This is a genomic window from Pseudogemmatithrix spongiicola (genome assembly GCF_030623445.1).
GTDB lineage: Bacteria > Gemmatimonadota > Gemmatimonadetes > Gemmatimonadales > Gemmatimonadaceae > Pseudogemmatithrix > Pseudogemmatithrix spongiicola.
Genome location: NZ_CP130613.1, coordinates 1,006,659 through 1,026,581, shown reverse-complemented (window position 1 = coordinate 1,026,581; position 19,923 = coordinate 1,006,659). Strand labels below are relative to the sequence as shown.

Annotated in this window: 26 protein-coding genes; 11 read left to right on the top strand and 15 right to left on the bottom strand. The window is 69.6% G+C overall.

All coding sequences use genetic code 11. The features are described from left to right. Positions 1-74: 74 nt before the first annotated feature. Both Strain318_RS04600 and Strain318_RS04595 read left to right on the top strand, forming a co-directional pair. A complete protein-coding gene (locus tag Strain318_RS04600) occupies positions 75-1,181 on the top strand; it encodes a copper resistance protein NlpE N-terminal domain-containing protein (RefSeq protein ID WP_367887357.1) in 1,107 nt (368 codons plus the stop codon). Positions 1,182-1,197: 16 nt separating this feature from the next. Further along, positions 1,198-1,752, top strand: coding sequence for a DUF1801 domain-containing protein (locus Strain318_RS04595; RefSeq protein ID WP_367887356.1), 555 nt, complete (start codon positions 1,198-1,200; stop codon positions 1,750-1,752). A 12-nt stretch (positions 1,753-1,764) separates the two neighbouring features. On the opposite strand, the gene Strain318_RS04590 is transcribed toward Strain318_RS04595, so the two are convergent. Together Strain318_RS04590 and Strain318_RS04585 are read right to left on the bottom strand one after the other, a co-directional pair. Then, positions 1,765-2,355 carry a DinB family protein gene (locus tag Strain318_RS04590; protein ID WP_367887355.1) on the bottom strand — a complete coding sequence of 197 codons (591 nt, stop codon included), beginning with the start codon at positions 2,353-2,355 and terminating at the stop codon, positions 1,765-1,767. Positions 2,356-2,363: 8 nt separating this feature from the next. Then, positions 2,364-3,062 carry an energy transducer TonB gene (locus Strain318_RS04585; RefSeq protein WP_367887354.1) on the bottom strand — a complete coding sequence of 233 codons (699 nt, stop codon included), beginning with the start codon at positions 3,060-3,062 and terminating at the stop codon, positions 2,364-2,366. A 56-nt stretch (positions 3,063-3,118) separates the two neighbouring features. On the opposite strand from Strain318_RS04585, the gene Strain318_RS04580 reads away from it, so the two are divergent. From Strain318_RS04580 to Strain318_RS04565, 4 genes are all read left to right on the top strand, one after another. Then, a complete protein-coding gene (locus tag Strain318_RS04580) occupies positions 3,119-3,553 on the top strand; it encodes a YraN family protein (protein WP_367887353.1) in 435 nt (144 codons plus the stop codon). 102 nt (positions 3,554-3,655) lie between these two features. Further along, on the top strand, positions 3,656-4,822 hold the full coding sequence (locus Strain318_RS04575; RefSeq protein WP_367887352.1) for a cysteine desulfurase family protein: 1,167 nt from the start codon (positions 3,656-3,658) through the stop codon (positions 4,820-4,822). Beyond that, complete coding sequence (locus Strain318_RS04570; RefSeq protein WP_367887351.1) at positions 4,819-5,256, top strand: heme-copper oxidase family protein; 438 nt, start codon at positions 4,819-4,821, stop codon at positions 5,254-5,256. Before Strain318_RS04575 ends, Strain318_RS04570 begins: the two co-directional genes overlap by 4 nt. After that, positions 5,257-6,333 (top strand): hypothetical protein, encoded by a 1,077-nt coding sequence (locus Strain318_RS04565; RefSeq protein WP_367887350.1) that lies wholly within the window; start codon positions 5,257-5,259, stop codon positions 6,331-6,333. Here the strand turns inward: Strain318_RS04565 and Strain318_RS04560 are convergent. Both Strain318_RS04560 and Strain318_RS04555 read right to left on the bottom strand, forming a co-directional pair. Next, entirely contained in the window at positions 6,289-7,422 is a 1,134-nt protein-coding gene (locus Strain318_RS04560) for a serine/threonine-protein kinase (RefSeq protein ID WP_367887349.1), read from the bottom strand. The genes Strain318_RS04565 and Strain318_RS04560 overlap by 45 nt on opposite strands. Next, a complete protein-coding gene (locus Strain318_RS04555) occupies positions 7,406-8,503 on the bottom strand; it encodes a type IV pilus twitching motility protein PilT (RefSeq protein WP_367887348.1) in 1,098 nt (365 codons plus the stop codon). The genes Strain318_RS04560 and Strain318_RS04555 overlap by 17 nt, the downstream gene beginning before the upstream one ends. 138 nt (positions 8,504-8,641) lie before the next feature. On the opposite strand from Strain318_RS04555, the gene mnmA reads away from it, so the two are divergent. Further along, positions 8,642-9,751 (top strand): tRNA 2-thiouridine(34) synthase MnmA, encoded by a 1,110-nt coding sequence (mnmA, locus tag Strain318_RS04550; protein WP_367887347.1) that lies wholly within the window; start codon positions 8,642-8,644, stop codon positions 9,749-9,751. Between the two features lie 26 nt (positions 9,752-9,777). Here mnmA and Strain318_RS04545 read toward each other — a convergent pair whose 3' ends face one another. Next, positions 9,778-9,945, bottom strand: coding sequence for a hypothetical protein (locus Strain318_RS04545; protein ID WP_367887346.1), 168 nt, complete (start codon positions 9,943-9,945; stop codon positions 9,778-9,780). A 117-nt stretch (positions 9,946-10,062) separates the two neighbouring features. Here Strain318_RS04545 and Strain318_RS04540 point away from each other — a divergent pair, with 117 nt between their 5' ends. After that, positions 10,063-10,488: an OsmC family protein gene (locus Strain318_RS04540; RefSeq protein ID WP_367887345.1), complete on the top strand. Its 426-nt coding sequence runs from the start codon at positions 10,063-10,065 to the stop codon at positions 10,486-10,488. Here Strain318_RS04540 and Strain318_RS04535 read toward each other — a convergent pair. Continuing rightward, a complete protein-coding gene (locus Strain318_RS04535; RefSeq protein ID WP_367887344.1) occupies positions 10,433-10,945 on the bottom strand; it encodes a hypothetical protein in 513 nt (170 codons plus the stop codon). The genes Strain318_RS04540 and Strain318_RS04535 overlap by 56 nt on opposite strands. Before the next feature lie 228 nt (positions 10,946-11,173). Here Strain318_RS04535 and Strain318_RS04530 point away from each other — a divergent pair, with 228 nt between their 5' ends. From Strain318_RS04530 to Strain318_RS04520, 3 genes are all read left to right on the top strand, one after another. Continuing rightward, positions 11,174-12,253, top strand: a complete 1,080-nt coding sequence (locus tag Strain318_RS04530) for a hypothetical protein (RefSeq protein WP_367887343.1) — start codon at positions 11,174-11,176, stop codon at positions 12,251-12,253. 73 nt (positions 12,254-12,326) lie between these two features. Then, positions 12,327-12,902 (top strand): hypothetical protein, encoded by a 576-nt coding sequence (locus Strain318_RS04525; RefSeq protein WP_367887342.1) that lies wholly within the window; start codon positions 12,327-12,329, stop codon positions 12,900-12,902. Continuing rightward, complete coding sequence (locus Strain318_RS04520; protein ID WP_367887341.1) at positions 12,893-13,300, top strand: hypothetical protein; 408 nt, start codon at positions 12,893-12,895, stop codon at positions 13,298-13,300. Before Strain318_RS04525 ends, Strain318_RS04520 begins: the two co-directional genes overlap by 10 nt. Positions 13,301-13,319: 19 nt before the next feature. On the opposite strand, the gene dnaJ is transcribed toward Strain318_RS04520, so the two are convergent. The 9 genes from dnaJ to Strain318_RS04475 form a co-directional block, all read right to left on the bottom strand. Next, positions 13,320-14,459 (bottom strand): molecular chaperone DnaJ, encoded by a 1,140-nt coding sequence (dnaJ, locus tag Strain318_RS04515; protein WP_367887340.1) that lies wholly within the window; start codon positions 14,457-14,459, stop codon positions 13,320-13,322. Then, a complete protein-coding gene (locus Strain318_RS04510; RefSeq protein ID WP_367887339.1) occupies positions 14,459-15,028 on the bottom strand; it encodes a nucleotide exchange factor GrpE in 570 nt (189 codons plus the stop codon). The genes dnaJ and Strain318_RS04510 overlap by 1 nt, the downstream gene beginning before the upstream one ends. A gap of 146 nt (positions 15,029-15,174) precedes the next feature. Further along, entirely contained in the window at positions 15,175-16,839 is a 1,665-nt protein-coding gene (locus tag Strain318_RS04505; protein ID WP_367887338.1) for a competence/damage-inducible protein A, read from the bottom strand. A 7-nt stretch (positions 16,840-16,846) separates the two neighbouring features. Continuing rightward, positions 16,847-17,530 (bottom strand): CDP-alcohol phosphatidyltransferase family protein, encoded by a 684-nt coding sequence (locus Strain318_RS04500; protein WP_367887337.1) that lies wholly within the window; start codon positions 17,528-17,530, stop codon positions 16,847-16,849. 12 nt (positions 17,531-17,542) lie between these two features. Next, complete coding sequence (locus tag Strain318_RS04495; RefSeq protein WP_367887336.1) at positions 17,543-18,220, bottom strand: GTP-binding protein; 678 nt, start codon at positions 18,218-18,220, stop codon at positions 17,543-17,545. Positions 18,221-18,231: 11 nt separating this feature from the next. After that, positions 18,232-18,717, bottom strand: a complete 486-nt coding sequence (locus Strain318_RS04490) for a roadblock/LC7 domain-containing protein (protein WP_367887335.1) — start codon at positions 18,715-18,717, stop codon at positions 18,232-18,234. A gap of 9 nt (positions 18,718-18,726) precedes the next feature. After that, positions 18,727-18,996 (bottom strand): hypothetical protein, encoded by a 270-nt coding sequence (locus Strain318_RS04485; RefSeq protein ID WP_367887334.1) that lies wholly within the window; start codon positions 18,994-18,996, stop codon positions 18,727-18,729. Continuing rightward, positions 18,993-19,580: a recombination mediator RecR gene (gene recR / locus Strain318_RS04480; protein WP_367887333.1), complete on the bottom strand. Its 588-nt coding sequence runs from the start codon at positions 19,578-19,580 to the stop codon at positions 18,993-18,995. The genes Strain318_RS04485 and recR overlap by 4 nt, the downstream gene beginning before the upstream one ends. Before the next feature lie 7 nt (positions 19,581-19,587). After that, positions 19,588-19,923 carry a YbaB/EbfC family nucleoid-associated protein gene (locus Strain318_RS04475; RefSeq protein WP_367887332.1) on the bottom strand — a complete coding sequence of 112 codons (336 nt, stop codon included), beginning with the start codon at positions 19,921-19,923 and terminating at the stop codon, positions 19,588-19,590.

Genomic DNA, 19,923 nt, shown 5'->3' with positions numbered 1-19,923 from the left:
CGGCGCTCGCCGAGACCGAACGGATAGGCCCCACGCTTCCCGCCGAGCCGGCAACCCGTGAGATTGTACCCTCAATGCGCACATCCCGCCTCTTCTCGAGCCGCCTTGCCCTAGGCTTCCTCGTTCTCCTGACGAGCGTAGCCTGCGGCGCCGACGTCTCCAGCGCCGAGCTACCCGGCGAGCGCGTCCGTCGCCTCGAAGCGGGCGACTCGCTGCCCAGCCTCACGCGCCCCGCCGGCTTCGCCGGCACCCTGCCCTGCGCAGACTGCGCGGGCATCGAGACCTGGCTCGTGCTGCACCCCGACGGCTCGTACCGCCTGCGCGAGCGTTATCTCGAGGGCAACGCCACGGCGAGCGTCCGCGTGGGCCGCTGGTCGCTCTCGCGAGACTCAGTGCCCGTGGTCGCGCTCTACGGAACGGACAGCGTGCCCCGCCGCTTCGCCATGACCGGCGCGCTCACGCTGCGTACGCTGGCCCGCGACGGCTCGCCGATCGAGAGCGAGCAACCGCTCGAGCTCGTGCGCGTTTCGATGCCGTCCGATCTCCAAGCCCCGGCGCGCATCCGCGGCGAGTTCCGCTACATGGCGGACGCCGCGACCCTGGTCTCCTGCGAGGGCGGCATCCAGTTCCCCGTCGCCGGGGACTCGGCCTTCATCCGCCTGCAGCGCGCGCATCGCGAGCAGAACCTCGGCACGGGCGCCGCGATCCTCGTGGATGCGGTGGGACGGCTCCAGGTCCGCGCCGGCGCCGAGGAAGGCACGCAGGTCGAGACCTTCGTGGTGGATTCCTTCGCCGTCGTGAACCGCCGCGAGGCCTGTGAGGCGACGACCGTCACGGCGTACATCGCGATTGGCGACTGGCAGCTCGGCGCACTCGACGGCGTCCGCATCGGCGACCTCGCGCGCGAGCAGCAACCGACCCTGCGCTTCGTGCTCAGCGAGCCGACGATGTTCGGCCACGCGGGCTGCAATCGCTGGACCGGCCGCGCGGTGCTCCGCGGGCTCACGCTGGCGCCGCAGCCGGCAGCGCTCACCATGAAGATGTGCGCCGACTCGACCGTGATGGCCCGCGAGAAGCGCTACGCCGAGGTGATGGGCGGCGGAGGTTGGTGGCGGTTGGAGGGCGGCGAACTGGTGCTCTCGCGCGGCGGCCTCGAATTGGCGAGGTTCTGGCGCAGGTAGCCAACCGGAGCGCAGCATGCAGAGCAAGGCGAAGAAGGTCGCGCAGTATCTCCAGGAACTCCCGGCCGATCGTCGCGCGACGATCCAAGCGGTCGCGGACGTGATCCGCGCAAACGTGGACGCGCGCGTCGAGGAAGGCATGCAGTACGGCATGATCGGCTGGTACGTGCCGCACCGCGTCTTCCCGCTCGGCTACCACTGCGACCCGAAGCAACCCCTGCCCTACATCTGCCTCGCGTCGCAGAAGAACCACTGCTCGCTGTACCTCATGACCGCGTACGCGGAAGGCAGCGCCGGCGAGGCCTGGATCAAGAAGGCCTGGCCCAAGGGCAAGAAGCTCGACATGGGCAAGAGCTGCATTCGCTTCAAGTCCACGGACGACCTCGCGCTGGATGTCGTGGCCGAGGCGATCCGGCGCGTGCCCTTGGATGCGCACCTCGCCTGGTACTCGGCGTTGGATCCGCGGCAACGCGCGAAGCCCACGGCCAAGACCGCTGCGAAGAAGGCCGCCACCAGAGCGGCGAAGCCCGCCGCGAAACGCGCCGCCCCGCGCGCCGCGAAGAAGAAGTAGCGCGACCGGGGCCTAGACCCCGATCTGCTCCAGCTCCGGCACGCAGGGCTGCGACTTCCCGACGATCTTCGGCGGGGCGAGCAGCTTGGCGTGATGCCGCGTGTGCGCGTTGAGGATGCGCAACGTCTGATACGGCGTGAGCGCGCCGAAGTAGGCATGCGTCACGCGCGCTCGGGCGCCCGACGCGAGCACCTCGCGCAGCGTACCGAGCGCTTGGGTGGCGGCGGCCTGCACGCGCGTCGTGAGCTCGAGCCGCGGGATGGCGTGCGCGGTGGCCGCGTCAGGGCGTACTTCGCGCGGCGCCGGGGCGTTGCGCGGGAATCGGCCGGTAAGCGTCATCAGCGGCAGCATGACATTGCGCCCGAACCACGCGATGAGGCTCGGCGCCAGCACCCGCATGCCCGGCCCGCCACGCAGCGCCGCGTCGCCGAGCCGATAGCTCTGCTCGATGTGCAGCAGCACCTGTGCGGGCGACCAGCGGCCGGGGCCGAGCGGCTCAGTCCACTTGTGGTCTGGAACCAGCGACGCCGCGACGAGCAGCGCGGCCACCGCCTCGGCGTGGCCGCGTTCGGCGGACTGCCAGCGGGATGATTCTCGATGCATACGGGGACCTACGGGACGGTGCGCGGGATCTCGAAGCGGAACAGTTGTTCAGCGAGCTGGCGCACCGGTTTGTTCCCGACCTTGGCGGGACGGAAGCGCATGAGCGGAAGCGCGTCGCGGACGGCACGGTCAAAGGCCGCGTGCGTGGCCTCGACGGTGAGGATCGTGCGCATGTCGACGACCCCGGTCGAATCCACCACGAAGCGGATGATGACGTGGCCTTCGATGCCGCGGGTCTCGAGGTCCGGCGGATACAATGGCGCCGCGCTCGATGGATCGCGCGTGGCGGCCGAGTCGACTTCGAGTAGCTGATAGGAGGTCGCGAGCATCGCGCTCATCGCGGCCGCCTCGCTCGCCGCGTCGAGCGTCGGGACCGGTGCGTCGACGCCCGCGTTGGCCGGCGCCGCTCGGGCACCGGCGCGGCGCTGTCCGTCGTCGCGCTCCACGGTCGCTGTCGAGGTGCCACCGTCACCCGCCCCAGGCGCGTAGTTCAGGGCGGGTTCCATCGTGGGAGGGGCCTTGGGCGGCGGCACGAGAAAGCGCAGGCCCTCGGGCAGCTCGTCCCAGGAGTCGAGGACCGCCTTGCCGGCGATCGGCCCCCCCACGATCGCGACGCCAACCAGCACATGCGTGAGGGCGCTCACGAGCGCCCCGACCGGACTGCCGGACGGTGGAGCGATCAGGGGGCGGATGAGGGGACGGCGCATTGCTGGACTCCCTACGCACAATGGCGCTTCCGGTGTCGAATATCTAGCCTCCACCCATGCGGACGTCCCTCCTGCTCGCCCTGGTCGCCGTTCTCGCCGCCGGCCTGGCGGTGTTGCTGACCCTGCAGGTCCGCCGCTGGTGGAAGGCGCGTTTGCTCCACACGCGGATGGGTATCGCGTCCGAGGGAGAGGAGGATGCCGAGCGCTGGTTGGCGGCCCGCGGCTACGTCATCGTGGAGCGCCAAGCGCAGCGCCGCTGCACCATGCATATCAACGGCCGCGTCGCGGAGTTCGACGTGCGGGCCGACCTGCTCGTGCGGCGGGACGATGAGCTCTTGCTGGTGGAGGTAAAGACTGGCGAGGCCGCCGACCCCCGATTCCCGCCCACGCGTCGGCAGTTGCGGGAGTACTGCGCAATCTTCGGTGTGGACCGCATTTTCCTATTCGACGCGACCAGTATGCGGCTGCACGAAGTCCAGTTCTTGGAATGAGAGGTAGTGAGTTGGAAGCCGGGAGTTGTGAGTCAACGGCTTCCAACTCCCCACTCCCAACTCCCAACTGCAGTTGCCCTAGGACCGGTCTATATTTCCGGAATGGCCCCCCAGCCCATCTACCTCGACCACGCCGCCACCACCCCGGTCCGACCGGAGGTGTTGGAGGCGATGACGCCGTTCTATGGCCCTCGCTTCGGGAACCCCTCGTCCACGCATCGCTGGGGCCGCGAGGCCCGCGCCGCGCTCGATGAAGCCCGCGAGCGCGTCGCCCGATGCCTGGGCGCCGCCGCTGACGAGATCTGCTTCACCTCCGGCGGGACGGAGGGCGACAACCTCGCCGTGCTGGGCGGCTGGCGCATCCTCAAGGCGCAGGGCAAGAAGGCCGTCGTCTCGAGCCCGATCGAACACAAGGCGGTCCTGCAGGCCGTGCATCAGGCGGCGAAGGAAGGGGCCGAGGAGCGCCTGCTGAACGTCCAGGCGGACGGCACGGTGGACCTCGCCGATGCGGCGCGCAAGATCACCGCGGGCGACACCGCCCTCGTCTCGGTGATGTGGATCAACAACGAGACCGGCGTGATCCAGCCGATCGCCGAGCTGGCGCAGCAGGCGAAGGCCGCGGGTGCGGTGTTCCACACGGATGCCGTGCAAGCCTTCGGCAAGGTGGACGTGAACGCCAAGACGATTCCCTTCGATTTCGTGTGCGTGAGCGGCCACAAGCTCGGCGCCCCGAAGGGCATCGGTGCGTTCTTCATCCGTCGCGGCACGCCGCTGGAGCCGCTGTTCTTCGGTGGGTCGCAGGATCGCGGGCGCCGCCCTGGCACCGAGAACGTGGCCGCCGCCGTCGGCCTCGCGCGGGCGATGGAGCTCGCGCTCGAGGAGCGCGAGGCGCATTGGAAGGCGAACGCGGAGATGCGCGACCGCCTGGAAGCGCGCTTGCTGGAGCGCATCCCGGACGCGCTGGTGCACGGCCGCGGGGCACCGCGGGCGCCGCATATCTTGAGCATCTCGGTACCCGGCACGGACTCCGAATCGCTGCTCATGGCGCTGGACCTGCAGGGCGTGGCCTGTTCCAGCGGCTCCGCCTGCCAGAGCGGGAGCATCACGCCGTCGCACGTGTTGAGCGCGATGGGCGTGCGCGCCGACCTCGCCAACGCGGCGATCCGCATCTCGTTCGGCGCGTTGAACACGGCGGCCGACGTGGAGCGGGTGGCCGAGCTGTTCCCGGCGCTGATTGCGAAGGCGCGAGGCTTGAGCGGAGTCGCGTGAACCCGCTGGTTCGCCGTTACCTGAAGACGGCGATCGCCTTCCTCCTCGTGGGGCTGGCGCTGGGATTCTGGATGCTGCTCGGCCGCGAGTTCGGGATCCCGACGGCCTGGCGCCTGCGCAGCGCCCACACGCACGCGCTGCTGGTGGGCTTCGTGTTGATGATGATTGCCGGCGTGGCGCTGTGGATGTTCCCGCGCGCGCGCAGTGGCGATGCCCGCTACAAGCCTGTGCTCGCGGAGATCGCGTGGTGGGGCATCGCGGGCGGCACGGCGACGCGCGTCGTGCTGGAATCGTGGCTCGGTGACACGACGGGCAGCGCCTGGCGCGCCGCGATCGTTGGCGCGGCGGCGCTGCAAGTCCTCGGGCTCGCGGTGTTCTTCCTCGGGATGTGGCCGCGCATCCGGAGCTCGGGCGCCAACCCCGACGGTCGCTGAATGGCGGACGGCCGCCCGCGCGACCGGCGGCGCGCGATCGTGCTGGCGGCGCTGCTCGGCACGATCGCGCTGGGATTCTGGCTGCGGTGGTTCCTCGCCGGCGTCGGTTTCGCCCTCCCTGCGGCGCTCACATTTCCGAACCTCCGCCATGCGCACTCGCACCTCGGCTACTACGCCGTGTTGGTGCCGCTGGCGTGGCTCGCATGGGAATCGTCGAGTAAGACGGCTCCGCTCCGTGGCTGGGAACGCGTGCTGTATGCGATCGCGACCGTCATCGCGACGCTTGGGTTCATCCAGCGTGGCTACGGGCTGCTCGGAATCGTAGGATCGACGATCGTCGGCGGGCTGTGGATCGTCGCCGCGTGGCGCATCGCGCGTGCGGCGCGGCAGCACGACGATCCCATGGTCGCCGTACTGCCGGGGACGCTGCTGGCGCTGGCCTGCATTCCGTTGATCGCGCGGACGCTGCGCAGCGATCCTGCGTTCGCAGCGGCTGCCGTGCAGAGCTTTCTCACGGCGTTGCTCTTTCTGGTGGTCGCACCGGGCGCCGTCACGGCGTTCGGCCTCCGGCAGCGGCTGGCGTGGGGCAGCCTCCTCACCGGTACGCTCTCGGCGCTGGCCCTCGGACTCTGGCCGACCGCCGTCGCGCGTGTGGGGCTCGCGCTGCACTCGCTCTACTGGCTCGCCGTCGCGCGTCGCGTCGACCGCCCGGTCTTTGCACTGCCCTGGTACGCGGCGGCGGGCGGTCTCGTCGTGGTCGCGACGGGCATCGTGCCGCTCACGCACGACGTCGCAATGGGCGCAATTCACTTCTTGATTCTCGGTCCGTTCCTCAGCGCCTTGGCGCAGCGGCAGCTGCTCGCCGCGGTTCCATCAGCGGCGTGGTGGCTGCATCACGCCGCGGCGGCCACGATGTCCGGAGCGCTGATCGCTCGAGGTGCGGGCGTCGAATGGCCGTTGCTCGACAGCCGCGGACTTGGCATCGCGGCAGCCGTCGGGGGCAGCGGAGTCGTGCTGTGGTGGGCGGTGGTGTTAGCGCTTCCAGAACGCCCAGCGCGGTCGGTAGTCGCGCAGTGATGCACGCACTACGGGCGACAGCACGACGGCGAGCAGGGCGCAGCCGGTCGCCGCGACGAGCCACTGCCACGGGGCCAACGCGCTCGCGTCCATCGCCAAGCGCTGGGCGGAAGCCCAAGCGATGCCGAGCAGCATCAGGCTGACGAACGTCGCGAGCACGCTGAGGCGCCCCACCGCACGCGGCGGCTCCGGCGGCAGCGGCTCGTCCACCTCGCGAAAGAACGTCGCACGGCTCAGCTGCTCCCACATTTCCATCACCGATTGATGCCGGTCGTCGGGTGACTTCCGCAGCGCACGTTCGACGGCATCGGCAATCTCGAAGGGCACCGAGGGATTGATGCGCCGGATGGGAACGGGATCGTTCGACATGTGCTGCACGACGATCGCCATCGGGGTGTCGCCGCTGAAGGGCGGCCGGCCCGTCAGCAAGTGGTAGCCCACGACGCCGAGCGAATAGATGTCCGATCGCTGGTCGACGACGTGTCCGCCGCCCGCGTGTTCGGGCGACATGTACGTCGGTGTGCCGAGGACCTGACCGCTCTCGGTGTCGTAGCCGGCCCCGGTCACCTGCGCGACACCGAAGTCCATGAGCAACACCTTCTCCAGTGCGCCCTCGAGGATCACGTTCGATGGCTTGATGTCGCGGTGCAGGATGCCGGCGCGATGCGTGGCGGCAACGGCATCGCAGAGCTCCATGAGCACGCGTTGTGCGACCTTCGGCGGCAGTGCGCCGCGCCGCTCGAGCTTGGCCGCCAGCGTCGGTCCGTCGATGTACGGCATCGTGTAGAAGATCAGCGCGCCCGCTTCCTTGATGTCGTAGATGGGCACGATGGACGGATGCCGCAGACGCGCCATTGCCACGCCTTCCTGCCGGAAGCGCTTCACGAAGGCCGACGCGCCCGCGAGGTCGGGGCGGATCACCTTCACCGCCAGCCGCCGCCCGAGCCGGAGGTCCTTCGCTTCGTACACGCAGCCGAAGCCTCCCTGCCCCACCATCGGCCCCAGCTCATAATCTGGTCCCAGCGCCTCGGCCAGCATCGCGCGGTGGCCGGGATCGTCGACGAGCCGCCGTTCAGTTGATGGCCGCATAGTTCTTCAGCACGTCGTCGCGGATCGACTCCGCGATCGCGCCCTCGTTGACCAACGCATCGAGCGAGGCCTGCATCGTCACCATGCCGGCGGCGCTTCCGGACATGAGCGCCGAGCGCAACTGCGTCTCGGAGCCACCGCGCAGCAGGTTGCGGATGGCGCGCGTGCCGACCATCACCTCGGCCGCGACGCGCTTGCCGCCGTCGAGCGTGGGCAGCAGCTCCTGATGCACGACGAGGTGCAGGACTTCGGAAGTCATCGAGCGCACGAGGTTCTCGCGCCCCGGCGGCGCGTAGGCGACCAGGCGGTCCATCATGCGCTCGATGGACACGATGTGCAGGGTGGAGATGACGAGCATGCCGGAGGCGGCGGCGCGGAGCGCGATCTCGATGGTCTCGAAGTCCCGCAGCTCGCCGATGAGTAGGACGTCGGGGTCTTGGCGCAGCGCGGCACGGAGGCCGGTGGCGAAGGACTGCGTGTCGCGGCCGACTTCGCGCTGGCGCACGAGGGATTGGCCGGGCGGATGCACGTACTCCACCGGATCCTCGATCGTGACGATATGCCGGCGGTCGCGCCTGTTGATGGCGTCGATCATGCTCGCCATCGTGGTAGTCTTCCCCTGGCTGGTGCTGCCGGTGATGAGGACCAAGCCTTTGCCACGCTGCGTCGCGATCTCGACGGCCAGCGGCAGCTTGAGGTCGGCGAGCGGCATTGGCGCCAGCGGCAGCAGGCGGATGACGGCGCCGACCGCACCGTTCGCGTGCGCGATGTTCACGCGGTAGCGCTGCTGTTGGTCGTCGATGCACATGAGATCGACGTCGAGGTCGTCCTGCAGCGAGGCGCGTTGGCGTTCGCTGAGCGGCGCCGTGGCCAAGTGCCGAGCCGTCGAGAGCGTCAGCGGCTGGTCGGTGATCGCCTGCAGCTTGCCGTCGATGCGCGCGAACACCGGGAAGCCCGGTGCGATGTGCACGTCACTCGCCCGGAGGGCTCGGGCGCGGTCGAGCAGCTCGGTGAGGGACGCATCGGCGCCCGATCCGAGCCAGATATCCCCGGCGTGACGGCTGCTGCTGGCGCGGCGCATGCAAGAGGGCCTTGGAGGAGTCTGCGATAATGTGCCACGCCCGTGGGAGCGCCGTTAGGGGACGCGCGGGCGCGCGACCGCCGTTGCCTTGCGATCCGCTCCGGAACCCGCTCCCCGACCCGGGTATATTCCTAGTCTATGTCCGCGTCATCGCCCCGCCCCCGCGTCCTCGCCGCCATGAGCGGCGGCGTCGACTCCTCCGTCGCCGCCGCGCTGCTCGTGCGCCAGGGCTACGACGTCGTGGGCGTGACGATGAAGCTGTTCAACGACGGCGGCGACCTCCCCGACCGCCCCTGCTGCTCGCTCGACAGCGTGAACGATGCGCGTCGTGTCTGCGAATCGCTGGGCATCCCGCACTACGTGCTCAACCTGCAGGACGCCTTCGGCCGCGACGTCGTGAGCGACTTCGTGGCCGAGTACGCCGCCGGCCGCACGCCGATTCCCTGCGTGCGCTGCAACACGTTCACCAAGTTCCGCGACCTACTCGCCAAGGCCGACGCGATCGAGGCGCCGTTCATCGCGACGGGGCACTACGCCCGCATCATCGACGGGCAGCTTGCCCGCGGCGTGGACGACAACAAGGACCAGACGTACTTCCTGTGGGGCATCGAGCGCGAGGTCGTGGCGCGGATGCTGCTCCCCGTGGGGCACCTCACCAAGCCCGAGACGCGTGCGATCGCGCGCGAGCTGGGCCTGCTCACGGCCGAAAAGCCGGAGAGCCACGAAATCTGCTTCGTGCCCGACGGTGATTACGTGAAGGTCCTCGAGCGCGAATTGCCCGCCGACGCCCCGTCACTCACGCCGGGCCCGATCCTGACACTGGACGGACGCGTCGTCGGCGAGCACAAGGGCTTTGCGCGATACACCATCGGGCAGCGGCGCGGATTGCCGGGCGGCTCAAGCGAGCCGCTGTTCGTCGTGGCGCTGCGGCCGGAGGATCGCGCCGTGGTCGTCGGCCCACGCGAGGCCTTGCTCGGTCGCGGGCTGAGCGCCACCGATGTCAACTGGCTCGCAGCGCGCGTACCCGCAGACGGCAGCGAGGTGCTCGTGCGCATCCGGCACCGTGCGACACCGGTGCCCGCCACACTTGTCGTGGCCACACGCGATCGCTTCGAGGTGTTGCTGCACGAACCCGCGTATGCGATTTCCCCGGGGCAGAGCGTCGTGCTCTACGATGCCGCCGGCCTCGTGCTCGGCGGCGGGATCATCGCGGCCAGCAAGCGCGTGCTGCCCATTCAGGCGGCGTAGCGCGTAGCGCCTGCCGCCGAGGCGCGTCAGCCGCCAAGCGCGATGCCCGCAGCTACGCCCCCTATCGCGGAGCTGAGCAGGAGGTACATCAGGCCGAGGCTTCCGAACAGCACGACAGTATTCGCTTTATCGAACTGCGGGCCCGAGATGACGAGGTACGACCCTTCCCGCGTCCCGATCGTCGCGTAGAGCACGGACGCGTTCGTGGCTGCGCTATTCCTCGCGCCCGCGAGAAGGGGACGCAAGCGACGGCCCAGGCCGTATCTTTCTGCATCCCCGCAGTCCCCAGCACCCCCAGCGGAGCAAGTCCAATGATCACGCGCAAGGCACACGCCAAGTGGGAAGGCGAACTCAAGGTCGGCACCGGGCACCTCCGCCTCGGCAGCGGCGCCTACGAAGGCAAGTACTCCTTCGGCACGCGCTTCGAGGGCGCACCCGGCACCAATCCGGAAGAGCTCCTCGGCGCCGCGCACGCCGGCTGCTTCTCGATGGCACTCAATCTCGGCATCTCGCAGGCGGGATTCGCCGCCGCGTATGTCGACACGACCGCCGAAGTGCAGATGGACAAGGTCGACGGCGGCATGGCCATCGTGCACATCAAGCTCACGACGAAGGCCAAGGTGCCGGGATTGAGCAGCGCGAAGTTCCACGAGCTCGCCGAGGCGACCAAGGTCAACTGCATCATCTCCAAGGCGCTGCGCGTACCGATGTCGGTGGACGCGACGCTCGAGACGTAGGCGACAGCGCGGCGGGCGCGAGGCGTTGGCAGAGGACGCCTGTACATCCGCTCCCGCTGCCCGAGGACGGGGCGTACTCCCACTCGGCGTTGGCGATGGTCACCGCCACCACCCCGACGACCGCCACCACCAGCATCGTCCGCAGCGGACTGAACTGGCGCGTGGCGAGTGCGGGCGTGGCGCCGTCGGCGCCGTACACCGCGCCGCTGATCCGGAACCGGCAGAGACTGGGTGACTCCCCCGCGGGCGTCACGAGGTAGGCATCGCGCAGGAGAATCGTGTCGCCGCGCTGACCGACGAACCGGCCAACAACACTCGAGCCGTGACAGGTCACCGCTTGACTGCGGTCGCTGTGCGGCTGCCCGCGCAGTGTCACGAAGCCGCCGGGGACCGAGAGCTGCACCTTGTCCGCGGGGGACGGCGCGTCGACCGCGAGCTGGAAACTGCTGCACGCCATGCATGCGACGTGAAGAATCGCCAGCTTCGATGCCGCAGCGGCGCGCAGCGCCCCACGCGTAGACGTCGCATTTGCGGAATGTGCGACGGACCTCCGGGCCGCGCCAGCAGCTGCGGCATGAGGAGCTCCCTGACGCACAATCCCGCACCGCGATAGGGGGAAACATCCGATAGCATGCGCGCGCCGGCGCCGCAGATTGGCGAGTAGCCCTTCTGACAGGAGCACACGATGTCGGCCTGGCCAAGTCTGGCGCAGTTCCTCGCCGCGAACCGTCACGCGCCCACGCTCAGCGTCTATCTCGAGGCGGCGCCCGCCGACCCGGCGGAAGGCCGCGCGGTGGCGCTCCGGTTGCGGGAGGCCATCGAGCGGCTCCGCGAGCCATCGACCGAGCGGCCGGTCGCGGAACGCGAGGCCCTCGAAGGCTGTTTGGCGGAGCTGATCGAAGCGATGCCGTCGGCGGAGCACCGCTCGCGGCGTCAGGGTTGGGCGTTCTTCCGGACGGCCGCCGGCGCACAACTGGTCATCGAGACACCACCGCGCGTGGAGACATCGGCCGCATGGGACATCGGGCCGCGCGTGGTGCCCTTCCTGCGGGCGGCGGAGCCGGAGTCGGCGTTGCTCGTGCAAATCGATCGCGCGCGCGCGCGGCTCGGCTTGTACCACGACGGCGTGGTCGACGCGATCGTGGAGCTGGAGGCGGACCGCGTGAGTGACGTGGGGCCGCACATGAGCGCGGGCCCGGCGCCAGGATTCCACCGCGGCACGCATGGTCGTGCGGGTGCGGACGAGGCGGAACGCCAGCGGCGCGACGCCAGCGAGCGACTCCTGGTGACCACCGTACGCCGCGTGACGGCACTCGCCGAGGACGCGCTGCCCGTCGTGGTGGGCGGCGCCGTCGAGACCGTGAAACGCTTCGTGGCGGCGCTGCCACGCGCCCTCGCCGACCGCACGGCGGTCGTCGCGACCTTGCGCATGGGCCCAGCGGACGCCGCGATCCCGGAGATCGGCGAGGCACTGCGGGCGATGCGCCAGCGCGAGCAGGCGGCGCATCTCGCCGACCTGCGCGACGCCGCGGCCGCGCGCGGGCGGGCAGCACTGGGATTCGAACGGGCGCAGCGCGCGGCGGAGGTCGGGGCGATCGCCGAGCTGATCTTCTCGGATACGGCCTGGCGCGCGCACCCGGCCGAGATCGAGGCACTGGTGCACCGCGCGCTCACGAGCGGCGCCTCGGTAGAGTGGACGCCGCTCGACGACGGCGATGCACCGCAGGCCGACGGCGTCGTGGCCGGCCTGCGCTTCTCGCTGTAGCAGCAGGCGCGGCAGGCCGCGCGGGAGCGGGGGCGGTTGACAGTCCCCGCTCCCGCTCCGAACGTAGGCGGCGATGGCCTTCCTCCGCTGGCTCTACGACATGCTGGCCGTGCTCGGCACGGTCGTGCTGATCTTCATCGCGCTCGCCGTCGGCGGCAACTACGCGACGGGCGTGTATCGGTCGTGGACTCAACCAGACCCCGGGCGCAGGCCGAGTGCTGCCGCGACACCGAACGCCGGCACCGACCATGTGCGGCCCACGACGCTGCCGACAGCCCCGCGCACGCGCCCGCTCGGCCGTGACGCCGCGCGAGAACGCGGCATCGCCATGCCGGAGTCCCGACGACTGTTCGTTGACGTCGCGGGTTCGCCGGTGCTCCGCACGCGCAATGCCTGGGTCGAACACCACGGACGCCGCGACTACCTGCTCGTCACGCGCGATGCCTTCTTCGTCGCACGCCTCCGGCCGCCACAGCAGCGCGTCCTGCAGTTGGGCAACGGACGCGTCGTGCCGTTCGAATACCACGACCTCGCGGATGGCCAGCGCGTCGCCTTTGCACGCTTCTGCGAGATGCCGCCCGACAGCTTGGTGTCGCTCGTCGTGAGGACCGACAGTACCCCGCCCCTGTGGAGCGACCCGTGCGTGTAGCCAAAGCCTTTGCGGCGCTCGTCGGCTTGCTGACCATCCTCGCGCTCATCATCGACCCCTATCCGCCCGCGCCGAGAAGTAAGGTCTACTACGCCACCATGCGGGCGGACCTGCGCAATCTCGTCGCGGCACAGGAGACGTTCTTCGCGGACAGCCAGCGCTTCGCTGCGGCCTTCGACCGCACGGAGTACGCGACGTCGTCAGGAGTGAGCGTCAGCATCGCGCTGCATGGCGACAGCGCCTGGAGTGCGGTTGCGACGCACGCGTCCGTCACCGCCAGCTGCCGCATCTCCGTCAGCCTCGACGGCGCCGCCTTCGCGGGCGGCAGGGGCGATGGCGAGCCCGTGTGCGAACCGCCGCCACCGACACGAGGCTGGCGCTTCCGGTGGGAGTACTGACGAGCGCCCGGCCGACCGCTCAGTACTCGAGGCCCGCGGCCTTCGCGAATTGCTCCATCAACTTGCGCTGTTCCGCCGTAAGCGACTCCGGCACGGCGAGCTGGATCTCGACGAGCAAGTCACCGCGCTGCCCGTCCTTCTCGATGCCCTGCCCGCGCACGCGGAAGCGCTTCCCGCTCGGCGTGCCGGCTGGCAGCGTGATGGTGATCGTCTTGTCGTCGAGCGTGAGCACGCTGACCTTCGAGCCCAGCGTCGCCTGCGCGAGGTTGATGCGCTGGCGCAGGATCACGTCGAGCCCATCGCGCTCGTAGTCGGGATCCGGCTTCACCTGGAAGGTGATGAGGATGTCGCCGTTGGGGCCGCCGCGCACGCCGCGGCCGCCCTGCCCCTTCAGCCGGATCTTCGAGCCGCTCTCGGTGCCGCCCGGGACATTGATGAGCACCTTCTTCGTGGTGCGGTTCGCGCCCGCGCCCTGGCAGGCCGCGCACTTCTCGCTGGGGATGCGACCCTTGCCGAGGCAGGCGGGGCACGGCCGGTTCACGGCAAAGCCGCCCTGACCGAACGAGATCTGGCCGCGCCCGCCGCACTCGGTGCAGACGCTCAGCGACGCGCCCTTCGCCGCGCCGCTGCCGTTGCAGGTGCCGCACTCCTCGTTGAGATCGAGCGTGATGGGCACCTTGCCACCCAGCGCCGCCACCTTGAACGGCACCTCGAGCGTGGTCTCGACGCTCTGTCCCTGCTCCGGCCCGCTGGGCCGCTGTTGGCGACCGCCCCCGAAGATCGAGCCGAACAGATCGCCCAATCCGCCGAGCCCGCCGATGTCGAACTCCTCCATCCGCGGACCGCTCTGGCTGTAGGCGCCGCCAGCCGCGCCGCCGGCAGCGCCGCCTGCGCGCGCGCCACCAGGCCGCGGGCCGCGCGATGCGAACGGATCGAAGGCCCCCAGCCGGCGCATCTCGTCGTACTGCTTCCGTTTCTCGGCGTCCCCCAAGACGTTGTACGCCTCCGAGATCTCCTTGAAGCGTTCGGCCGCCTTCGCATCACCCTTGTTGGTGTCCGGGTGATACTGCTTGGCGAGCCGGCGATACTGCTTCTTGATCTCGTCGGCGGTGGCGCTGCTGGAGACGCCGATGACGGCGTAGAAGTCTTTCTGCGCCATCACCCGTTCCACTGCCGCACGACGACGCGCGCCGGACGCAGCAGGGTGCCGTTGAGGACGTAGCCCACCTGGTAGACGACGGCGACCGTGTGGTCTTCGTCGGCACTCGCCGCGGGAGCGGTCGTGATGGCCTCGTGCAGCGCGGGATCGAACGGCGCATTCAGGGGATCCACGACCTCGAGCCCGTGCCCGGCCAGCGACTTGAGCAGCTTCTTCTCGACCATCGCGATGCCCTCGAGCACGCTCTTGGCATCCGCGCCCTCCGGCGTCATGTGCGCCACGCGGCCAAGGTCGTCGAGCGTCTCGAGCAGGCCCTTCATGACCGCGCCCATGCCCATCTTCTCGGCGTCCTGACGGTCGCGGACGGCGCGCTTGCGGAAGTTGTCGTACTCCGCGTAGAGCCGCAGATACTTGTCCTTCTGCTCCGCCAGGACGCGCTCGGCTTCGGCGAGCGGATCGCTCGTCGGGGCGTCGGAAGCTGCAGTGGCCTCTGCCGTCGCTTCACCTGGCGCCGCTGCATCAGGCGCGGGCGCCGACTGCTCGAAATCGGAAGTGCTGTGGTCAGTCATGGGAGGAAAGTTCGCCGTTTGCCCGACATGGGGGCAACCGCCGTGCCAGCAAATGCTTGCCGCATCGGCAGATACCGGCGGCGCATGGCCTCCCTACGGCAGGCGCGGACGGACGTTTCGGCGGGCCCCCGAGCGTACGGGCGCCGTCACTCCGGGCGCCGCGCCCCCTCGAACTCACTGAGCTTGAAATCGAAGCCCAGCCGCATCCTCACCCGCACCGGTGTGCGACCGACGCGCGCCGGCAAGAACTCCAGCGTGGGAATCGCGTCTTTCACTTCCTGCGTGAAATCGGCATGCGTGCTCGAGAGTACCACGAAGGACTCCGGCTCAATGCGCCCACGCGCGTTGACGATGAACTCGGCCTCGACGCGCCCGATCAGCCCTTGGATGCGTAGCTCCGGCGGGTACCGCAAGGCATTCTGCCCAAAGCGCGCCTCCGCCTGCCGCGTGACCTCCGCGACGGTGTAGACACGGTTCGCCTCCACAGCGGGGCTTGCGGCACTCCCGGCCGATGCGCGACCGGACGAGGCGCAGGCGGCCGGTGCGACGCACAGCGCCAGCACCAGCAACATGCGCCGCACGAGATTGAGCGCCGCCTGCGTGGAGCGCTGCCGCACCTCATGGCGGTCCCCGACCATCGTGGTGCGCGCAGAACGCAGCTGCCCGCCGACATCCGCCGCGATGCACACCGTGCCCACCGGCTTGTCCGGCGTGCCTCCGCCCGGCCCGGCGACCCCGGTGATGCCCACCCCGACCTCCACGCCGAAGCGCGTGCGAACGCCGCTGGCCATCTCGCGCGCCGTCTCTTCGCTCACCGCACCGTGTGCCTGCAAGGTCGCCTCCCGGACTCCGAGCTCGCGGACCTTCACGTGGTTCGCATACGCAATCGTGCCGCCGTCCACAACGTCGCTGGACCCCGGCACCGCCGTCAACCGCATGCCGAGCATACCGCCCGTGCAGCTCTCGGCGACGGCAATCCGGTGCGAGCGCTCGCGCAGCAGCTGCAGGACCAGCGCCGCGAGGTCGTCGTCATCCACGCCGTAGATCCAGGTGCCGACCTTTGCACGGATCGCGCGTTCGGCGTCGTCCAACAACTGCGCCGCTCGGTCGGCGGGCTCGTTCCAGACGCTCACGCGCAGGTCCACGCCTTCCCAGCCGGGCAGGTACGCGAGCCGCGTGCCCAGCGGATCCTTGGCGAGCTCGCCCATCTCGTCGGCGAGCTTGCTCTCGGCGATGCCGGTGGTGCGCAGGGTTCGCGAGCGCACCACGAGCCCGACGGCACCGCCGCGCCGCGCCACGAGGCGCGGAATCAGCTGCTCACGGGCCATGCCGCGGAACTCGCGCGGCACGCCGGGCAACATCGCGCACCAACGCCCCTGCTCATCCTCGAGCCAGATGCCCGGGGCCGAGCCGTGATCGTTGCGGATGATCTCGGCGCCGGCGGGAATCAGCGCCTGATTGCGGTTGGCGGCCGGCAACTCCCCCGGCCAGCCGCGCTTCGCCCAGCGTTGCTTGAGGTCCTCGAGGATCGATTCGTCGAGCGTCATGCCACGCCCGAAGAGCTCGGCGATGCTCGGCTTCGTGAGGTCGTCGGCCGTGGGCCCGAGCCCCCCGCTGGTGATCACGGCGCCAGTGCGCGCGAGCGCATCGCGGACGGCTGCGGCAATCTCCTCCGGTCCATCGCCGACCGTGGCGCGGTGCACGACGCGAATGCCTTGCGCGGCGGCCTCACGCGCGAAGAACGCGCTGTTGGTGTCGATGGTGTAGCCGAGGAGCAGCTCGGTGCCGATGCTGACGAGTTCGACGTCCATCGAGCGCTCAGGCGCGCGTCGTGAAGACGCGGCGGTGGCGGACGAGATAGTCGGCGAGCGAGATCAGCGTGAGCAGCAGCGCGACGATCATGGTGACCGCGCCGATCGTACCCAGCACGCGCGCGCCGATGTCGGCCGCCGGCAGGCCCCACCACCCCTTGCGCTCATAGAGCAGGCGCAGGGCGAACCACGCGAACGCCGCACCCATCCACGTGTACTGGAACCCCGCCTTCCACTTGCCCAGCGACTGCGCCGCGATGACGATACCGCGGGCCTGCGCGAATCCGCGGAACCACGTCATGAACGCTTCGCGGCCGACGATCGGGACCAGGACCCACCAAGGGAAGTACACGGGGCCGAGTCCGAAGGTCACGAAGAAGTGTTCCGAACCCTCGGCGGTGTCGGGCAAGAGCAGGCGCAGGGGGTCGTTGGCCGGCGCCTGCAGCAGGAACATCGGGACGAAGCAGCCGAGGAGCAGCAGCTTGTCGGCGAGCGGATCGAGGATCTTGCCGAGATCGGTGATGAGCCCGCGGGCCCGGGCGATCTTGCCGTCGATGTGGTCGCTGATCGCGGTGATCAGGTACAGCGCGAAGGCGAAGAAGCGCACGCCGACGGAGTCGACGAACGGCAGCGCCGCGATGAACGGCGCGGCGACGATGCGCCCCGCAGAGATGAGGTTCGGGAGGTTCACCGCGGCCCTCGCTTACGCGAGCGTCTTCAGGACGAGCTTGGACACCGCCTTGAGCGTGTCGAACACGCCATCACCCGTGACCGCGACGGCCTCGAAGAAGTGCGCGCGTTCCACCCAGACGCCCTCGGCGTTCTGCTCGATGATGTTCTCGCCGGGCCGGAACTGGTTGGGCGTCACCTTCTGCCGCTCCGGCTCCTGCACTTCCCAGCCCGGGTTCAGCGTCGCCTGCAGCTCCTCGAGCGGCGCCGCGTTGGGCAGGTCGCGCTTGTTGTACTGGATCACGAACGGCATCTTCGTGAGGTCATAGCCGTACTCGGCCATGTTGTCGTAGAGGTTCTGCATGGCCTCGAGATTCGCTTCCATGCGCTCGACCTGCGAGTCGGCGACGAACACGATGCCGTCGACGCCCTTGAGGATGAGCTTGCGCGAGGCGTTGTAGTAGACCTGGCCCGGCACCGTGTAGAGGTGGAAGCGGGTCTTGAAGCCGCGGATCGTCCCGAGGTCGACGGGCAGGAAGTCGAAGAACAGCGTGCGCTCGGTCTCCGTGGCCAGCGAGATGAGCTTGCCGCGCGTGTCCGGCTTCACCTTGCCGTAGACATGCTCGAGGTTCGTCGTCTTGCCGCCGAGACCCGGACCGTAGTAGACGATCTTGCAGTTGATCTCGCGCGAGGCGTAGTTGATCATCGACATGGCTGTTCTCCTTATCCGAACAGCTGGTCGATTTCGTCGTCGGCGCCGGCGAGGAGCCCGGGCTGCTGCGTGGCCGACTTGCCGCGCTGGAAGACTTCGTGGAACAGCTTGGTCAGTTCGCTCACCGTGTCCTTGATCTTGAGGCGCACGAGGCCAAGCGTCGTGCGGTTGTCGAAGAGCGCCACGAGGATGACGCGGCGGGCCACGTCGGCGAGGTACATCGATTCCTTCTCGCCCTGGTGGAACAGCGAATTGAAGTCCGTCTCGCCGATCAGCTGGGCGAGCTGGTCGTTGGCGGAGAAGTCGGCGGCCGTGAGCGTCGCGAAGGCCGTCGGGTCGAAGGTCGGCTGTTCGCCCACCGTGGCCACGAGCTGGCCCGAGCGGTCCACGAGCAGCGCGCAGCGGGCGTTGGTCTCGCCCAGGAACTTCTGCAGCGCGCGCGTGATGGCGCCGAAGTCTTCTTCCGTGAAGGACCAGCTAGCGGAGCCTACGGCCATCGTCCCGTCCTATGCGAGGGCGTGTTCGAAGCGTGCGAGGAGGCGCCGGGCGCGGCGCTGCAATACCGGATTTTGCTCCCACTCAAGGTACTCACGCAACAGCAGCACTGCATCTGCGGATCCGGCCTGGCCGCTGAGCCAGCCGAGCGCGGCGAGCCGCCGCAGGGGCGTGCGGTGATAGAGGGCCTGGCGATGGCGCGCCTGTTCGCGCGTCCACCAGACGTAGCCCCCGACGGCGCCGAGCGCGAGGCCGAGCGCGAAGGCGTGCCGCGCCCTCACATGGCCCGCCGCGCCGCGAGGGCCTGCACGATGGTCACGCCATCGGCGTACTCGAGGTCCCCGCCGATCGGCAGCCCGCGGGCCAAGCGGCTCACGGTGACACCGGCGTCCCGCAGCTGCTCCTGCACATAGAGCGCGGTGGCCTCGCCCTCGAGCTTGGGGTTCGTCGCGAGGATGACCTCGCGAACGCCGCCGGCCGTCACGCGGCGCACCAACTGCGCCACCGCGAGATCCTCGGGCCCGACGCCGTCCAGCGGCGCGAGACGCCCGCCGAGCACGTGATAGAGCCCGCGGTACTCGCCCGTACGCTCGATGGCCGGGATGTCCGAGGCCTCCTCGACCACGCAGATGATGCTGCGATCCCGCCGCGGGTCCGCACAGAGCGCGCAGGGGCTGGCCTCCGTGAGGTTCCCGCATTCCGCGCAGGGCTTCACCTTCTCGACGATGGCGATCAGCGCGGCGGCGAGGCGGCGGCTCTGCTCGCCAGGCTGGCGCAGCAGGTGGTACGTCAGGCGCAGCGCCGACTTGCGCCCGATGGTCGGCAGGCGCGAGAGCTCCGAGACGAGATCGTCGATGGCCGACACGCGTCGCTCAGAACGGGAGCTTGAAGGGCAGTCCGCCAAGTCCGGGCAACCCGAGGCCGCCCGCGACGGCTTTCATCTCTTCCTCACCGAGTTCGCGTGCCTTGCGCTGCGCTTCCTGCAGCGCGACGGCCAGCAGGTCCTCGAGCATCTCGACATCGGCGGGATTCACGACGGACGGATCGATGGACACGCGCTTCACCATGCCCTTTCCGTCGGCCTCGACCTTCACCATGCCGCCGCCGGCGCTGCCCGTGACCGTGGCCTTGGCGAGCTTGTCCTGCACCTCTTGCAGCTTGCCCGTCATCTGCTGGGCCTGCTGCAGCATCTTCATGAAGTCGGTCAT

Bases quoted from the DNA above. Each gene is read 5' to 3' on its own strand.
- Strain318_RS04600 (WP_367887357.1), top strand. From the start codon at position 75: ATGCGCACATCCCGCCTCTTCTCGAGCCGCCTTGCCCTAGGCTTCCTC.
- Strain318_RS04595 (WP_367887356.1), top strand. From the start codon at position 1,198: ATGCAGAGCAAGGCGAAGAAGGTCGCGCAGTATCTCCAGGAACTCCCG.
- Strain318_RS04590 (WP_367887355.1), bottom strand. From the start codon at position 2,355: ATGCATCGAGAATCATCCCGCTGGCAGTCCGCCGAACGCGGCCACGCC.
- Strain318_RS04585 (WP_367887354.1), bottom strand. From the start codon at position 3,062: ATGCGCCGTCCCCTCATCCGCCCCCTGATCGCTCCACCGTCCGGCAGT.
- Strain318_RS04580 (WP_367887353.1), top strand. From the start codon at position 3,119: ATGCGGACGTCCCTCCTGCTCGCCCTGGTCGCCGTTCTCGCCGCCGGC.
- Strain318_RS04575 (WP_367887352.1), top strand. From the start codon at position 3,656: ATGGCCCCCCAGCCCATCTACCTCGACCACGCCGCCACCACCCCGGTC.
- Strain318_RS04565 (WP_367887350.1), top strand. From the start codon at position 5,257: ATGGCGGACGGCCGCCCGCGCGACCGGCGGCGCGCGATCGTGCTGGCG.
- Strain318_RS04560 (WP_367887349.1), bottom strand. From the start codon at position 7,422: ATGCGGCCATCAACTGAACGGCGGCTCGTCGACGATCCCGGCCACCGC.
- Strain318_RS04555 (WP_367887348.1), bottom strand. From the start codon at position 8,503: ATGCGCCGCGCCAGCAGCAGCCGTCACGCCGGGGATATCTGGCTCGGA.
- mnmA (WP_367887347.1), top strand. From the start codon at position 8,642: ATGTCCGCGTCATCGCCCCGCCCCCGCGTCCTCGCCGCCATGAGCGGC.
- Strain318_RS04540 (WP_367887345.1), top strand. From the start codon at position 10,063: ATGATCACGCGCAAGGCACACGCCAAGTGGGAAGGCGAACTCAAGGTC.
- Strain318_RS04535 (WP_367887344.1), bottom strand. From the start codon at position 10,945: ATGGCGTGCAGCAGTTTCCAGCTCGCGGTCGACGCGCCGTCCCCCGCG.
- Strain318_RS04530 (WP_367887343.1), top strand. From the start codon at position 11,174: ATGTCGGCCTGGCCAAGTCTGGCGCAGTTCCTCGCCGCGAACCGTCAC.
- Strain318_RS04525 (WP_367887342.1), top strand. From the start codon at position 12,327: ATGGCCTTCCTCCGCTGGCTCTACGACATGCTGGCCGTGCTCGGCACG.
- dnaJ (WP_367887340.1), bottom strand. From the start codon at position 14,459: ATGGCGCAGAAAGACTTCTACGCCGTCATCGGCGTCTCCAGCAGCGCC.
- Strain318_RS04510 (WP_367887339.1), bottom strand. From the start codon at position 15,028: ATGACTGACCACAGCACTTCCGATTTCGAGCAGTCGGCGCCCGCGCCT.
- Strain318_RS04505 (WP_367887338.1), bottom strand. From the start codon at position 16,839: ATGGACGTCGAACTCGTCAGCATCGGCACCGAGCTGCTCCTCGGCTAC.
- Strain318_RS04495 (WP_367887336.1), bottom strand. From the start codon at position 18,220: ATGTCGATGATCAACTACGCCTCGCGCGAGATCAACTGCAAGATCGTC.
- Strain318_RS04490 (WP_367887335.1), bottom strand. From the start codon at position 18,717: ATGGCCGTAGGCTCCGCTAGCTGGTCCTTCACGGAAGAAGACTTCGGC.
- Strain318_RS04475 (WP_367887332.1), bottom strand. From the start codon at position 19,923: ATGACCGACTTCATGAAGATGCTGCAGCAGGCCCAGCAGATGACGGGC.